A 14,857-nucleotide genomic window follows, 5' to 3' on the forward strand; every position below is an offset into this window, starting at 1 on the left:
TAGCGTATTTCTTATTGTAACATGATTCGGTGCCATCAGCTGTTTTTTTCGCATAGGATATGAAGAGAAGCAACTAAAAAATTTCAGAAAGGAGTTTGTGATGAGATATCAATCATTTTATCCGTTCAGCAATCAGCAGCAGCCCATGAGACAGATGCCACCTGCGTCGCAACTTCCTCCCGGCGGTCAGTCTTTTCCTCAGGGTATGGGCACGCAGCAGAACCCAGGATTTCAGCAGGCTGCTAATCAGCAGATGAGGGCCGGGGCCGGGGCCGCGACCGGAGCAGGAGCTGGCGGTGCGTCGAGAGCTGATCAGTATATGCAGACCGCCAACCGTTTCCTGAACACTGCACAGCAGTTTGCGCCGCTCGTGCAGCAGTTTGCACCGATGATTCAAAACCTGCCTGCCATGTGGAAATTATATAAAGGGTTTCAATCCATGCCTGATGCCCCGGCTCCCTCTTCCATTGCAAGAGGGAATAATCCGGTGCCGCCTGTTTCCAGCACACCCGGCCCGATAGCAGAACAGCCATCTTCGCCAAGGATTTTTCAGCCTCCGTTCTGAACTCTTTGAATCAGCCGCGAATCTCCGCTATAATGAAAGAGAAGTTACTAGAGGAGTGGAGTGGAATAAATGAAAGTACTCAAGATTTCACCTAGAGGTTATTGTTATGGTGTGGTTGATGCGATGGTCATTGCAAGAAATGCTGCACTTGATACATCCCTGCCGAGACCCATTTATATATTAGGCATGATCGTCCACAATAAACACGTTACCGACGCTTTTGAAGAAGATGGGATCATTACGCTGGATGGAGAAAACCGACTGGATATATTGCGTAAAGTAGATAAAGGAACTGTCATCTATACAGCACACGGAGTTTCTCCTGAAGTCCGCAAACTGGCAAAAGAGAAAGGCCTAGTGGCCATTGATGCCACTTGTCCCGATGTCTCTGTGACGCATCACCTGATTGAAGAAAAAGTTGCGGAAGGCTACGACATTCTCTATATTGGTAAAAAACATCATCCTGAACCGGAGGGAGCCATCGGCGTAGCACCGGAGTCTGTTCATCTAATTGAGAGACTGGAAGATATTGATAATCTGAATATCAGCAATGAGAAGCTGCTGGTTACCAATCAAACCACCATGAGCCAGTGGGATGTTGCACATCTTATGGAAGAGCTGCAGAAGAAGTACCCGCATATAGAAGTTCATGAAGAAATCTGTCTGGCGACTCAAGTACGTCAGGAAGCAGTGGCAGAGCAGGCGGGAGAGGCAGATCTGCTGATCGTTGTAGGCGATCCGAAGAGCAATAACTCAAACCGTCTGACGCAGGTATCTGTAGAGATTGCCAATACTCCTTCCTACCGTATCTCTGATGTCTCGGAGATTGACACAGCATGGCTGATGGATATAGAGACAGTCGCGGTGACGGCAGGAGCTTCTACACCTACTCTCATCGTCAGAGAAGTAATTGCTTATTTGACTGCATTTGATCCGGCAGACCCTTCGACTCACAAGGCAGAGCGCCAGTTCAAACTGGATAGAATTTTACCTAAAATCAAAAATCCTTCACCTGTCATTCGAATTGAACCATAAATAATAAAAAACCGCTAAGAGATAATTTTTCTTAGCGGTTTTATTTATTTACAGAAACTGAAAAGGTTCGGTAATCACGCGGGATTCGAGAATTTCGATATCAAAATTCTTATCCTGACAGAGAGAAATCAATTTTTCAGCCACTCCCCCGATCATAATTTTTTCAATATTATGTCCCGGGTCGACAACAGCCAGTCCCAGCGCCTCCGCGTCTTGTGCCGTATGATAATATAAATCGCCAGTCACGAGCACATCTGCACCTTTGCGCTTTGCGGCTAAAATGTATTTGTTGCCGTCTCCACCGAGAACAGCCACTTTGCGTACAACCGTCTCCGGATCTCCGACGAAACGCAGAGCAGGCACTTGAAATGCCTCTTTTACATGCGCGGCAAATTGCTTCAATGTCATATCTTCTGCCAAACGGCCTACTCTACCGATTCCCTGAATATTCGTTGTCTGCTGCATTTTAAACAGATCAAACGCCGGTTCTTCATAGGGATGGACTGTACACATGGTCTTGATTATTTTAGACTGCAGACTTTCAGGGAACACAACTTCGATTCGCTCTTCTTTCACTTCCGCCGGCTTCCCTACTTCACCGATTGCCGGATTCGCTCCATTGACAGGCGTGAAACGTCCTATCCCCTGTGAGCTGAAGCTGCAGCCTGTATAATCCCCAATCGCTCCTGCGCCTGCTGCTGCCAGTTCACTGCGCAGTTGATCTGCATCTCCTTGTGGACAGAATACCGCAAGCTTTACTAAGTGTTCGGAATCCGTCACTTCAATCGGCTCCGTCTCTGTCACGTTAAGACGATCAGCCAGCATATCATTCACACCGCCTTCCGCAATATCAAGATTGGTGTGCGCGGCATAGACAGCAATGTCATGCTTGATGCATTTTTCAATCATCCGCCCTTGAGGTGTATCCGTCAAAATTGCTCTCACCGGTCTGAATAAAGGGGGATGATGCGCAATGATCAGAGCGGCACCCTGTTCAACCGCTTCGTCAATCACCTGCTCATTGACGTCGAGTGTTACCAGCAACTTATTCACCTGGCGATTTAACTGGCCTATGTGCAATCCCACCGGGTCTCCTTCAAACGCAAGCCGCTTCGGTGACCACTTTTCAAATAGCTCAATGATCTGATATCCATTTACCTTTTTCATGCAGTTAACACCTTCCTGACTAATTCTATTTTTTGTTCTATCTCTGTTTTTTTCTTTTGAATTTCTTCGGTTCTTTCTGCTTGCTCCAAGGCTCTTATAACACGTTTCCATTCATGCATTTCTCTTTCCCACTTTGCCTGGAAAACGTCTGAGTTTTTCTTTCGCAGGATGGGGCCTACAAGAAGGTCGGCATCCGAATAATCTGCAATGCCTCTCTCCAAAACCACGACCTCATATATCTTTCCGTCTTCTTGCAAAATCTCTTCATCCGCAATCAAAAAACCATTTTTCACAGCCCACTGCCTGATCGCAATCGCATGAATATTCGGCTGTGCTACAATCCGTTTCACTCCGTCAAGGCGTTTCATGCCGTCTTGAAGAATTGTTGTGATCAGCGTTCCGCCCATGCCTGCAATTGTTACAGTTTCCACTTTATCTGCTGGTTCGATTGCCTGCAGTCCATTTGCCAACCGCACTTCAATATGATCGGAAAAACCATTCAACTGCACATTGCGGCGTGCAGATTCGAAAGGACCTTTGACGACTTCCCCGGCTACTGCGCGCTGTATCTTTCCTATGTTTTTTAAATAGCATGGTAAATAGGCATGGTCGCTGCCGATATCGGCCAGTACCGTGTCTTGCGGAACAAAACTTGCGACCATCGCAAGACGTTCTGATAAGTGATTGGTGTTCATAATTTCCCGCCTTTCATTCCACTCTATTGTATAGTCGGCAAACATTTCATGCAATGCAAAAGAGCTATTAAACCAGGGAAGTAATCCTTGATTTAATAGCTCTTATTCATAAGTAGGCGATCAGTCTAATGATAAAATGTAGTCAACCATTTCATCTATGTTCTCATCTGGAACAAGTCCAGCAGGCATTGCAGTTCCTGGAACGCCGTTTTTGATTGCGTCATGCATTTCATCCGCTTCGAATGATGAACCAGCTAATGCAGGTCCCATTCCGCCGGACAAGCCTTCACCGTGACAGCTTATGCATTTCTGCTGCGCAACTGCCTCCGCATCAAATTCGCCGGTATTTGCATTTTCTTCTTCCTTGCCTTGCTCAGTACCTTCTTCTTCGTTAGCACCGGCAATTTCTTTCTTTTGATCTAAACCATAAAGTGACATGAAGAAAATCAGTCCAATTCCCAGCGCAAAAATCAAAAGATAAGGTATAACAGGATTTTTATTCATTGGATTACCCTCCTTCATCAGAATCTATTCTGTAAAAGATACAGTACACAATTAACATTGTACTGTATCTTTGAGAAAACTGAAAGTGTTATTGGGCGACTTTTCACCTTTTGTGACAGATTGGACATAATTCCGCAGTCAGCAGCCAATTTGTCCTGCGATGACCATACGCTGTACTTCTGAGGTGCCTTCTCCAATTTCGAGCAGCTTCGCATCCCGCAGATATCGTTCGACTTCGTATTCCCGCATATAGCCGTATCCGCCGTGTATTTGAATGGCTTCACTGGCTATCTGCATGGCAATTTCGGAAGCGTAAAGTTTACACATCGATACTTCTTTCGTGAATTTCCTGCCTTGATCCTTCATCCATGCCGCTTTATAGACCATATTTCGGGCAAGTTCGATTTTCATCGCCATATCAGCCAGTTTAAATTGTGTAATTTGAAATGATGACAAACTTTTTCCGAATTGCTTTCGTTCTTTTGAATAATTCAAGGCGCGCTCGTAGGCTGCTTGGGCGATTCCGACTGCCATCGCTCCAATTCCGATACGCCCGCCGTCCAGGGTGACGAGGAACTGCTGAAAACCCCTGCCTCTTTCGCCAAGTAAATTTTCTTCCGGCACGGCAACCTGATCGAGTATCAGCTCCGTTGTATTGGAGGCATGCAGCCCCATCTTTTCATAGTTGTCGATGATAGTGAAGCCTTCTGTGTCTGTCGGAACAATAATCGCGCTGATTTCTTTCCGGCCGTCCTTTCGACCGGTCACAGCTGTCAAAGCCAGATGCTTTGCATAGCTTGCGTTCGTTATATAGACTTTCGAGCCGTTTATTATATATTTACCTTCTTCAAGCACCGCGGCCGTCTCCGTTCCGCCTGCATCCGACCCCGCGTTTGGTTCCGTCAGACCAAATGCTCCCAGTGATGCACCTGTGCAGATTGGCATCAGAAAATCCTGCTTCTGCTGCTCTGTTCCAAATAAATGCAAAGGTGCCCCCCCAAGTGAAATATGTGCCGAATACGTAATCCCTGTGGAAGCGCACGCACGGCTCAGTTCTTCAGTCACAATCGCAAAACTTATTGTATCTGCACCTGCACCGCCATACTTTTCCGGAAAAGGCAGCCCCATCATACCCATCTGAGAAAGCGTTTTGAAGATATCAAGCGGAAACTTCCCGGATCGATCACGGTCTACTGCTCCCGGCGCCACCTCTTCATTAGAAAAATCTCTCATTAACTTCTTCACCATTTGCTGTTCTTGAGTTAAATCAAAGTTCATTTTGATCATCCTCTCATAATGAAAGCCTTTACATTTCATTATATAGAAATCGGATGAAATATAGCAATGATTTCCTTATATTCCACCCAATCTATCAAAAAGATAATATCAAAAATCCGACGATCACTAATAAACCAAGTAAACCTGAGATTGTGAAATAAAGCAGTTTCATCAGTCTGCCTGTAAACAGCCACAGCGCACAATTCAAGACGAGCAGGCCGATTAATAAAGACGTTTCTCCATCAAAAAATGCTGTCCAGATTTTCAATGACATCATCAGTAGTAGAAAGGCCATTGATATGTATAAAAAAGGTGCAAAGCCTTTTCTAATGAAATTCTTTCCGGATGCCATGATAAGTAAAAATACCGAAAGAACCGTTGCTGTCAGCAAAGTAGCTGCCGGGTATTCATTCAGTAAAAACATAGCAGCGGATGCGGCCCCTGCGAGCAGCATGCTGATAAACAGGATCAACAATTGCTTTGTCCTCAGCTGTCTGCTTTCTTTTTGCAGTGTGGATTGTTCTTTTACTGCCACCTCATCAGGATCTTCACCTTGAGCATATAAGGTAATCAAAAAGTCACAATAATGTTCGGGAAGCAATTTATTGGTTTTCCAATAGCGTATTTCAGATATGATGATCTGTTTCTTTTCCTTAGTCATCCTTTCTCCTCCAATGATGCCGATCGTAAAATTTTTAAGATTATGTATACAGAAGAAAAAGCATCGGCTGTTATGAAGCCGATGCAGATGTTATTCTAAAAAGTCTTTCAGGCGCTTGCTGCGGGATGGATGACGCAGTTTGCGAAGTGCTTTTGCTTCGATCTGACGGATACGTTCACGTGTGACGCCGAAGACCTTGCCTACTTCTTCAAGCGTTCTTGTACGGCCGTCATCCAGGCCGAATCGCAGTCGCAAAACGTTCTCTTCCCGGTCGGTAAGTGTATCCAGTACATCTTCCAGCTGTTCTTTCAACAGTTCATAGGCTGCATGATCGGAAGGTGACTGTGCTTCTGAATCCTCAATGAAATCACCTAAATGGGAATCATCTTCTTCTCCAATAGGTGTCTCCAAAGAAACAGGTTCTTGTGCAATTTTAAGGATTTCACGTACTTTTTCAGGAGTCAGATCCATTTCCTCGCCGATTTCTTCAGGTGACGGCTCACGTCCGAGATCTTGAAGAAGCTGGCGCTGGACACGAATCAATTTATTGATAGTTTCCACCATATGCACAGGAATTCGAATAGTGCGGGCCTGGTCTGCAATAGCACGGGTAATCGCCTGGCGGATCCACCAAGTTGCATACGTACTAAATTTAAAGCCTTTTGTATGATCGAATTTCTCTACGGCTTTAATCAGACCCATATTCCCTTCCTGAATTAAGTCAAGAAACAGCATTCCACGGCCGACATAGCGTTTTGCAATACTTACGACTAGGCGCAGGTTAGCTTCCGCCAATTTCTTTTTGGCATTTTCACCGCGCAGGATAGTTTTATCTATCTTAGGAGTCATCGTATTTGTTTCTGCAAGTTCCGCTTCTGCTTCCAAACCTTCTTGAATCCGGATAGCAAGATCTACTTCTTCTTTACCTGTTAATAAGTCAACACGGCCGATTTCTTTCAAATACATCCGAACGGGATCGTTGATTCTGACACCTGGCGGTACACTCAAGTCATTTAAGTCAAATTGTTCTTCCTTGTCACTCTTGGGATCAGCCTCTTCTTTTCTATCCATTTCGATTTCCTGTGCTTCTATCTGATCTAGAAACTCTTCGAATTGCTCAGGTTCCATTTCAAAAGATGCCAGTTTTTCCGTGACATCCTCCAAAGTTAGTTCACCTGTTTTTTTACCAGCCTCTATAATAGCTGCTTTTGCTTCTTCAAGGGTCAATTCCGCTTCTCCCGCTTTTTCTTCTTTTGTCATAGTGACTATACCTCCTTACAGAACCTTTAACGATCTCACAAGATGGATAACTTCCGTTGCCAACTCCATTGCTTTTAGTAGGTCGTTCCTTTTTTCTGCTTCTTTTGATTCGTGCTGTTTTTGATTAATTAGACGTTTTAGCTGGCTTCGCTTTAAATGGCGAATACAGTCATCCACCTCTTGTCCGGTATGCTCTTGAGAACGCTCGGTCAAAATGGCTTCCATAACAATTTTCTTTAACTGCCGGTCTTCCAGCATTTCTGCAAACCGCTGATAGTTCGGCATGTCGTACTGTTCATAAAAAGCAGCCAACTTAAAGAAGATTTTAATCACATCTTCCCTGACAAATAAGTCTTGAAGCTCCAGCCGTTTTTCCTCAAACAAGTCGGCATCCATTAAGAGATGTGCCAGAAGCAGCTGTTCTGCCCGATCTGTTTCTGTTCTGTTCGCTGTAGTGCGGCTTACACTTACCGGTTGGCTTGCCTGTACGGGATCTGCATCTCGTTTATGCTGAGCCTTCCGGGCAATCGACTTAGTGAATTCCTGTCCAAGCGATTCTTTTGAAGCATGTGTTTCACCGTGGAGCTGCTGAATCAGTAAGTCTTTCTCAATAGGAGAACAACGGTGGGCAAGCTCATTGAACACTTCATGAACATACTGCTTAATATCATGATCAACCGTCAGATTTTTGTCTCTTTTATAATAAGCCGCGACAAACGAGATGTATGAGAGCGGCTGATCAAGAACCTTCTGACTGAAAGCTTCCACTCCCTTTTCCGAAATGAAATCATCAGGATCCATCCGGTCAGGCAGCGTGGCCACAAGCACATCCATCCCGCTGTCGATCAAGCTGTCGGCAAATCGTTTGGCGGCCCCCCAGCCGGCAGAATCACCGTCGCAGCAAATCACGACTTTTTTTGCCATACGCTTCAGTTTCACAATATGATGAGAGGACAAGGCAGTTCCCATGACTGCGACTGTATTTCCAATACCCCCGCGGTCTGCGGAAATCGTATCCATGAAACCTTCGAATAGTATTACTTTACCCGTTTTCCGAACATTAAGACGTGCACGGTGAAAATTAAACAAAACCTTGCTCTTTTCAAAAATGGGTGTTTCCGGACTGTTGATGTATTTGGCATCAGTGGAAGAGTCCTCCAGCCTTCTTCCGGAGAAGGCAATGGTTACTCCATTATCGTCTTGTATCGGAAACATGATTCTTCCTCTGAAGCGGTCAAAAAAACCAGAGCCATCGTCTTTCTGCAAACAAAGCCCTGCAGTTTCCATTTCTTTCAGGTCGTAACCCTGTCTTTTTAATAAGGAAGACAGAGCATCCGATTGAACAGGAGACCATCCTATTTCATACTGTTCGATTTGATCGCGCGTAAACCCTCTTTTTTCTAAGTATTCCAGTGCTTTTTCGCCTTCTATGGTGTTTAAGAGCAGATGGCTGTAAAAGTTGGCGGCAAGCGCATAGGCTTTTTGCATCTGTTGATGAGAAGAGCTTTTCGATGCCTGCTGTTCATTCGCCGACGCTTCGAGTTCGATCCCCATCCTGCTGCCCAGCTTAACAATGGAATCAATAAACGTTCGGTTTTCCATATCCATCATAAACGTAATTGCATTGCCGCTCGCTCCGCAGCCGAAGCAGTGAAAAAGCTGTTTGTCTTCGGAAACAGAAAATGACGGGCTGTTCTCTTCATGGAATGGACAAAGTCCAAACCAGTTCTTGCCTCTTTTGGCTAACTGGACATACTCACTGATCAAGTCGACAATGTCGGTTCCTGTACGGATTTCCTCGATTGTCTCGTCAGATATTCTTGTCATTCTATCACCATTTCTACTCTATATACATAAATTCGCGGTCTTTCTAAAAAACCCTTCTTTATCGACAAAATTCACTTAAAAACTTTCATTCTGTTCGAAAGTTAGCAAACTGCCGTAAAAAACAGCCAGTTTCATGCACACAGAAAAAAGAAGACCTAACCATCCGGTTTAGTTGGCCTTCCTTTGAGCGATCCATTTTAAAATCATGTTGGCTGTTTCTTCCACTGCACGATTGGTTACGTCAATGACTTCACAGCCGATTCTTGTCGTAATTTCATTAAAGTACTCAATTTCTTGTTGAATACGTGCTATTTTCGCATAGTTTGCGTCATCTTTCAAGCCTAATGTCTCCAAGCGGGCTTTTCTAATCGAATTCAGTTGATTAACGGATATGAATAATCCAAAACATTTCGCAGGGTCTATTGAAAATAATTCCGCTGGCGGATCTACTTCCGGAACAAGCGGAACGTTGGCAACTTTATAACCTTTATTGGCGAGAAATTGAGATAATGGTGTTTTGGAGGTTCTTGAAACACCGATCAGTACGATATCCGCCTCCATAACCCCGCGAGTGTCACGGCCGTCGTCGTATTTCACCGCAAACTCAATAGCTTCGATCTTTTTGAAGTACTGATCATCCAGCTGCCGGACCAGTCCAGGTTCTTCAAAAGGTTCCTGACCAATTTGATTTGCCATTTCTTCTATAAGCGGGCCCATTAAATCAACGCACTTCACTTCAAGCTCCCTGCACAGCATCTGCAATTGCTGACGCATAGAGCTTTTTACCAGTGTAAAGACAACGAGTGCCTGCTGCTGTTTTGCCAGGAAAACAATTTCCTCAAGCTGAGAGTCTTCCTCTATGTAAGAGAATATCTTTATGGAGACTGTCTCTAAATCATGCCGGAACTGACTTGCAGCTGCCTTTGTTACAAGACCAGCTGTTTCTCCAACAGAATCTGAGACAATGAATAATGTAAATTTCGGCATACAGTCACTCCTCATAAATCATGATCTTCTGCTAATGAAAGAAATGCGGCTGTAATATTCGTTTTCGTGATACGGCCGATTACTTCCAGTCCTTCATCTTTCTTATTAATGATAGGCAATGAATCAATTTGGCTGTCCATCATCTTTTTTGCCACAGAAATCAGCGTATCTTCTTTCAAGCAATAAGTGATATTCGGCATTCTGGTCATAATGACATGTACCGGAATTTTGTCCAGCTCTGTCCTTCCAATGCTCGTCCTTAATAAATCTTTTCTTGAGAGCACACCCGTCAGCAATGATTTCTGATCCACTACAAACAGCGTACCGACATCTTCTAAAAACAGCTGGCATATTGCATCATAGACTGAAAGATTTTCTGTCACCACTACGGGTCTTGATTGAAAATCCGCAGCTTTCATATCCACCATACCGTCCGCCACCGATTGAATCGGTTTCTTGCCAGAATAGAAATAACCTACACGCGGTCTTGCATCTAAATATCCCGCCATCGTTAAGATTGCCAAATCGGGCCGGATTGTTGCACGTGCCAGTGAAAGACGCTCCGCAATTTGTTCTCCTGTAATAGGTCCATTTCCTTTAACGATGTCAAGGATTTCATTTTGACGTGTATTTAATTCCAAACATGTCACCGCCTTCAGACTTCAAAGTAGTATTTACTATCTAATTATATATCAAGACGCTGACTATTGCGAAGAAAGGAGAAGCATGCTAAACTAATTTTGAATGAAGTAAGCGAAGAACGGTCAATAAGTAGTGTAAACGAAAAGCGAGCAGGGATAGTGAGAGCCTGTAATTACACGAAAACGGCACCCGGGAGCTGAACTATTCATTATGAAAGTGGGTTGAAAAACCAATCGGGGTGGAACCGCGGGTCATCATGCACTCGTCCCCGGACATGTCTATGTCCGGAGACGAGTGCTTATTTTAATTGGAGGGATTTTATTATGTTATCGATGGAACAAGTAGTGAATTTATCAAAACAGCGGGGTTTTGTATTTCCTGGATCTGACATCTACGGCGGTTTGGCGAATACCTGGGATTACGGTCCGCTGGGTGTCGAACTGAAAAACAATATTAAGCGTGCCTGGTGGCAGAAATTCATTCAGGAGTCACCATATAACGTCGGACTTGATTCCGCTATCCTGATGAACCCGAAAGTCTGGGAAGCATCTGGTCATATCGGCAACTTCAACGATCCGATGATCGACTGTAAAAAATGTAAAACGCGTCATCGTGCGGATAAGTTAATCGAAGAAGCATTGGATGCAAAAGGAATCGAATTGGTTGTCGACGGGCTGCCGTTTGAAAAAATGTTTGATCTAATTCAAGAGCACAATATCGTCTGCCCTACTTGCGGCGCAATGGATTATACGGAAATCCGTCAGTTCAATCTGATGTTCAAGACGAGCCAGGGAGTGACAGATTCCTCCGCCAACCAAATTTTCCTGCGCCCTGAAACAGCACAGGGGATTTTCGTCAACTTCAAAAACGTTCAGCGTTCCATGAGAAAGAAAGTGCCATTCGGTATTGCACAGGTCGGTAAAAGTTTCCGTAACGAAATCACACCGGGTAACTTTACGTTCCGTACTCGTGAATTCGAACAGATGGAACTTGAATTCTTCTGTAAACCGGGTGAAGACGAGCATTGGTACGGGTACTGGCGCGATGCTTCCAAGAATCTATTGCTGAATCTTGGATTGAAAGAAGACAATATCCGTCTTCGCGAGCATAATGAAGATGAGCTTTCCCACTACTCAAAAGGGACTGTCGATATTGAATATAAATTCCCGTTTGGCTGGGGCGAACTCTGGGGTATCGCAAATCGTACGGACTTCGACTTGAAGCGCCATATGGAATATTCAGGCGAGGACTTCCATTATCAGGACCCTATTACGAATGAAAAATATGTTCCATATTGCATCGAGCCTTCTGTAGGAGCCGACCGTGTTACCCTTGCCTTCCTTTGTGATGCATTCGACGAAGAAGAGCTGGAAGACGGTGACAAGCGTACTGTACTGCGTTTCCACCCGGCACTTGCGCCAATTAAAGCAGCAGTTTTGCCGCTGTCTAAAAAACTTGCAGATGATGCAGACAAAGTATACATGGAACTTGCAAAGCATTTCCCGGTACAATATGACGATTCCCAATCAATCGGCCGCCGCTACCGCCGCCAAGATGAAATTGGAACACCATTCTGTATCACATACGACTTTGATTCATTGGAAGACCAGCAAGTGACTGTCCGTCACCGTGATTCCATGGAGCAGGAGCGTATGCCGATCGCAGACGTGAAAGCATATATCGAGAAACACTTACAATTTTAATAATAGAAAACCCGGAAAAAGTCGGCTTCAGCCTTCTTCTTCCGGGTTTTCTTTTGGTTTCTGAAGCTCGGGTGTACGGTCCAACTGCTCAATGAACTTCCTGGATTTCAAATATACCCCTGTCTGTTCGTGATAAATTGTCGATACCAGTTTCTGCATGAATGTTTTCGTCGGCTTCTTTAACTCCAACTTGCCGATCTGATCCAGCGGTACATTGTAGAACATTCGGATTAATTTAATCTGTGTCGGTGAAAGCCTGATGATATAGGGATCCACACTGAAACAGCGGTGACAGAGGAATCCAATTTGCTGAAAAGAAAAAGCAAACTCCCCTTCCGTCGCCCCGCAGTTTGCACATTCATGAAGAATGGGGTGTATACCGGCCACCGGCAGCATTTTCCACTGCACAAACAACGAGATGGCTTCAGCGTCATAACCTTCTTCCATCGCATGAAAGGACTCCGCAAGCAAACGAAAGACGCCTTCATTTTCCTGCTCACTTTCTGTCAGACGATCAATCAATTCAACGACCAGGCCGGCATAAGCTGTCGTCTCAAGGTCTGAACGGATATGACGGATACTGTCGATCAGTTCCCCCTGCTCAACGGAACCCATCCCCCGGCTCGCACGAATCAAAAAGTAAGCATGAGTGAATGTCTGGGTAATCGCCGCTAATCGGCTCGCGGGCTTTTTTGCTCCGCGCGCCATCGCAGTGATTTTCCCCGCTTCCCTTGTATAAAGTGTGATAATTTTATTAGATTCGCCGTATGGGATACTTTTTAAAACAAATCCTTCTATCTTGTTCAGCAAAGCACTCCCCCCTTAGCTCAAAGGTTTACTACATCAATAATCTTCCTCGTTAAAGCCGAATTCTTTCAGGCGGCTCGGACGATTGCGCCAATCTTTCTGGACTTTTACCCATAACTCCAGGAAAACTTTCTGGCCGAGAAGCATTTCAATATCTTTTCTGGCTTTGGTACCCACTTCTTTCAGCAGTTTACCGCCTTTACCAATGACAATTCCTTTTTGCGAATCCCGCTCAACAATGATTGTTGCCCGAATATGCATTTTTTCAGTAGCAGGATCCTGTTCAATACTTTCAATTGCCACGGCGATGGAATGCGGAATTTCTTCGCGTGTCGTATGCAGGACTTTTTCACGAATCATTTCAGATATTATAAAACGTTCCGGATGATCAGTCACTTGGTCCGTATCATAAAATTGAGGACCTTCCGGCAAATAGCTTTCCAGTGTTTCCGTCAACCGTTCGATATTATTGCCGTTTAATGCAGATATCGGAACGACTTCCGCAAACTTCATTTCTTTCGTATACGATGTAATGATTTCAAAAAGCTGATCGGGATGTACAAGGTCGATCTTATTGATAACCAAGAAAACAGGTGTTTCCGATTTTTCCAGCCATTCCATGATAAAACGGTCGCCAGTCCCGATTTTTTCATCCGCATTCACCATAAACATGATGACATCCACTTCGCTGAGCGTGCTGCGTGTTACTTTCAGCATGAAGTCACCCAGACGGTGTTTCGGTTTGTGAACACCCGGGGTATCAATGAAGATCATCTGAGACGTTTTGCTGGTAACAATTCCTTGCACCTTATTTCTAGTTGTCTGCGGCTTATCGCTCATTATAGCAATTTTCTGTCCGACCATCCGGTTGATGAAAGTGGATTTACCTACGTTAGGACGGCCAATAATAGAAATGAAACCTGATTTAAAGGCATTATCGTTCTTCGGCATAATCTAAATCCCCCTTGGAAAAAGCTCCCGGCAATAGCTGTTCGACAGTCGTCTCCTGCACATTCCCTTTTAGATTAGTCAAATAAACGGGCATATCGGGTGCGCAGAATTCCGCTATGACCTGGCGGCAGGAACCGCATGGTGAAACCGGACCTTCCGTATCTCCTATGACGGTGAGTGTTTTGAAAGCTTTCTCACCTTCTGATATTGCTTTAAATATAGCCGTTCTTTCCGCACAGTTTGTCAGGCCATACGCAGAGTTTTCGATATTGCAGCCGTGGTAAATCTTACCGTCAGCTGTTTCCAGCGCTGCACCTACCGGGAATTTTGAATAAGGCACGTATGCCGTTTTCATCGCAATTTCTGCTTCATTTCGTAATTGTTCAATCTTCATTTACTTCACTCCATTTAATTTTATATTCATTCAGCCGAACCATTTCGGGAAAAAGATCAGACAGCCGATGACCGCGCTTGTCAAAGCAAAGATCAACACAGAACCGGCTGCAATATCCTTCGCCTTTTTTGCTAAAGGATGATATTCAGACGTTACAAGGTCCACGACATACTCTACGGCAGTGTTCATTAATTCAAGCGACATCATTCCGCCAATCAATAGAACGATAATGAGCCATTCCATCATAGACAATCCCGTCAGCCAACCGGCAATCGCTACAACGACCGCCGACAGGCCATGTGATTTCATATTACGCCCTTCTGCAAAGCCGTCAAGAATTCCGTCCCAGGCGTAAACAAAACCCTTTAGAAATTTCTTCAC

Annotated in this window: 16 protein-coding genes; 3 read left to right on the forward strand and 13 right to left on the reverse strand. The window is 44.7% G+C overall.

All coding sequences use genetic code 11. From position 1 onward, the window contains the following. The first annotated feature begins 100 nt into the window (after window positions 1-100). Window positions 101-565: a VrrA/YqfQ family protein gene (gene vrrA, locus NCCP2331_RS03855; RefSeq protein ID WP_251668653.1), complete on the forward strand. Its 465-nt coding sequence runs from the start codon at window positions 101-103 to the stop codon at window positions 563-565. A gap of 69 nt (window positions 566-634) precedes the next feature. After that, window positions 635-1,600, forward strand: a complete 966-nt coding sequence (locus NCCP2331_RS03860; protein WP_153722317.1) for a 4-hydroxy-3-methylbut-2-enyl diphosphate reductase — start codon at window positions 635-637, stop codon at window positions 1,598-1,600. A gap of 48 nt (window positions 1,601-1,648) precedes the next feature. Here the strand turns inward: NCCP2331_RS03860 and NCCP2331_RS03865 are convergent, their stop codons facing one another. From NCCP2331_RS03865 to ccpN, 9 genes are all read right to left on the reverse strand, one after another. Continuing rightward, window positions 1,649-2,767 carry a Nif3-like dinuclear metal center hexameric protein gene (locus NCCP2331_RS03865; RefSeq protein ID WP_251668661.1) on the reverse strand — a complete coding sequence of 373 codons (1,119 nt, stop codon included), beginning with the start codon at window positions 2,765-2,767 and terminating at the stop codon, window positions 1,649-1,651. Continuing rightward, on the reverse strand, window positions 2,764-3,462 hold the full coding sequence (locus tag NCCP2331_RS03870) for a tRNA (adenine(22)-N(1))-methyltransferase (RefSeq protein ID WP_251668664.1): 699 nt from the start codon (window positions 3,460-3,462) through the stop codon (window positions 2,764-2,766). Before NCCP2331_RS03870 ends, NCCP2331_RS03865 begins: the two co-directional genes overlap by 4 nt. A gap of 120 nt (window positions 3,463-3,582) precedes the next feature. Next, complete coding sequence (gene cccA / locus NCCP2331_RS03875) at window positions 3,583-3,966, reverse strand: cytochrome c550 (protein ID WP_228551080.1); 384 nt, start codon at window positions 3,964-3,966, stop codon at window positions 3,583-3,585. A gap of 138 nt (window positions 3,967-4,104) precedes the next feature. After that, a complete protein-coding gene (locus NCCP2331_RS03880; protein WP_251668666.1) occupies window positions 4,105-5,244 on the reverse strand; it encodes an acyl-CoA dehydrogenase family protein in 1,140 nt (379 codons plus the stop codon). Window positions 5,245-5,338: 94 nt separating this feature from the next. Continuing rightward, window positions 5,339-5,905, reverse strand: coding sequence for a hypothetical protein (locus NCCP2331_RS03885; protein WP_153722312.1), 567 nt, complete (start codon window positions 5,903-5,905; stop codon window positions 5,339-5,341). Window positions 5,906-5,995: 90 nt separating this feature from the next. Then, complete coding sequence (rpoD, locus tag NCCP2331_RS03890) at window positions 5,996-7,165, reverse strand: RNA polymerase sigma factor RpoD (protein WP_153722311.1); 1,170 nt, start codon at window positions 7,163-7,165, stop codon at window positions 5,996-5,998. Between the two features lie 15 nt (window positions 7,166-7,180). Beyond that, on the reverse strand, window positions 7,181-8,992 hold the full coding sequence (dnaG, locus tag NCCP2331_RS03895) for a DNA primase (protein ID WP_153722310.1): 1,812 nt from the start codon (window positions 8,990-8,992) through the stop codon (window positions 7,181-7,183). Window positions 8,993-9,160: 168 nt separating this feature from the next. Then, window positions 9,161-9,979 (reverse strand): pyruvate, water dikinase regulatory protein, encoded by an 819-nt coding sequence (locus NCCP2331_RS03900; RefSeq protein WP_153722309.1) that lies wholly within the window; start codon window positions 9,977-9,979, stop codon window positions 9,161-9,163. Window positions 9,980-9,990: 11 nt separating this feature from the next. Beyond that, a complete protein-coding gene (gene ccpN, locus NCCP2331_RS03905) occupies window positions 9,991-10,629 on the reverse strand; it encodes a transcriptional regulator CcpN (RefSeq protein ID WP_153722308.1) in 639 nt (212 codons plus the stop codon). A 315-nt stretch (window positions 10,630-10,944) separates the two neighbouring features. Between ccpN and NCCP2331_RS03910 the strand changes: the two genes are divergently transcribed. Further along, window positions 10,945-12,324, forward strand: coding sequence for a glycine--tRNA ligase (locus NCCP2331_RS03910; RefSeq protein WP_153722307.1), 1,380 nt, complete (start codon window positions 10,945-10,947; stop codon window positions 12,322-12,324). A gap of 27 nt (window positions 12,325-12,351) precedes the next feature. Here the strand turns inward: NCCP2331_RS03910 and recO are convergent, their stop codons facing one another. Genes recO through NCCP2331_RS03930 form a run of 4 tightly spaced genes read right to left on the reverse strand, consistent with a single transcriptional unit; the run spans window position 12,352 to window position 14,857 of the window. Further along, complete coding sequence (gene recO / locus NCCP2331_RS03915) at window positions 12,352-13,134, reverse strand: DNA repair protein RecO (protein ID WP_153722306.1); 783 nt, start codon at window positions 13,132-13,134, stop codon at window positions 12,352-12,354. 33 nt (window positions 13,135-13,167) lie between these two features. Beyond that, window positions 13,168-14,082, reverse strand: coding sequence for a GTPase Era (gene era / locus NCCP2331_RS03920; RefSeq protein ID WP_153722305.1), 915 nt, complete (start codon window positions 14,080-14,082; stop codon window positions 13,168-13,170). Beyond that, on the reverse strand, window positions 14,066-14,476 hold the full coding sequence (locus tag NCCP2331_RS03925) for a cytidine deaminase (RefSeq protein WP_153722304.1): 411 nt from the start codon (window positions 14,474-14,476) through the stop codon (window positions 14,066-14,068). Before NCCP2331_RS03925 ends, era begins: the two co-directional genes overlap by 17 nt. A gap of 30 nt (window positions 14,477-14,506) precedes the next feature. After that, window positions 14,507-14,857 carry a diacylglycerol kinase family protein gene (locus NCCP2331_RS03930; protein WP_153722303.1) on the reverse strand — a complete coding sequence of 117 codons (351 nt, stop codon included), beginning with the start codon at window positions 14,855-14,857 and terminating at the stop codon, window positions 14,507-14,509.

Origin of the sequence: Sporosarcina sp. NCCP-2331 (genome assembly GCF_023707945.1) — a bacterium.
Lineage (GTDB): Bacteria > Bacillota > Bacilli > Bacillales_A > Planococcaceae > Sporosarcina > Sporosarcina cascadiensis.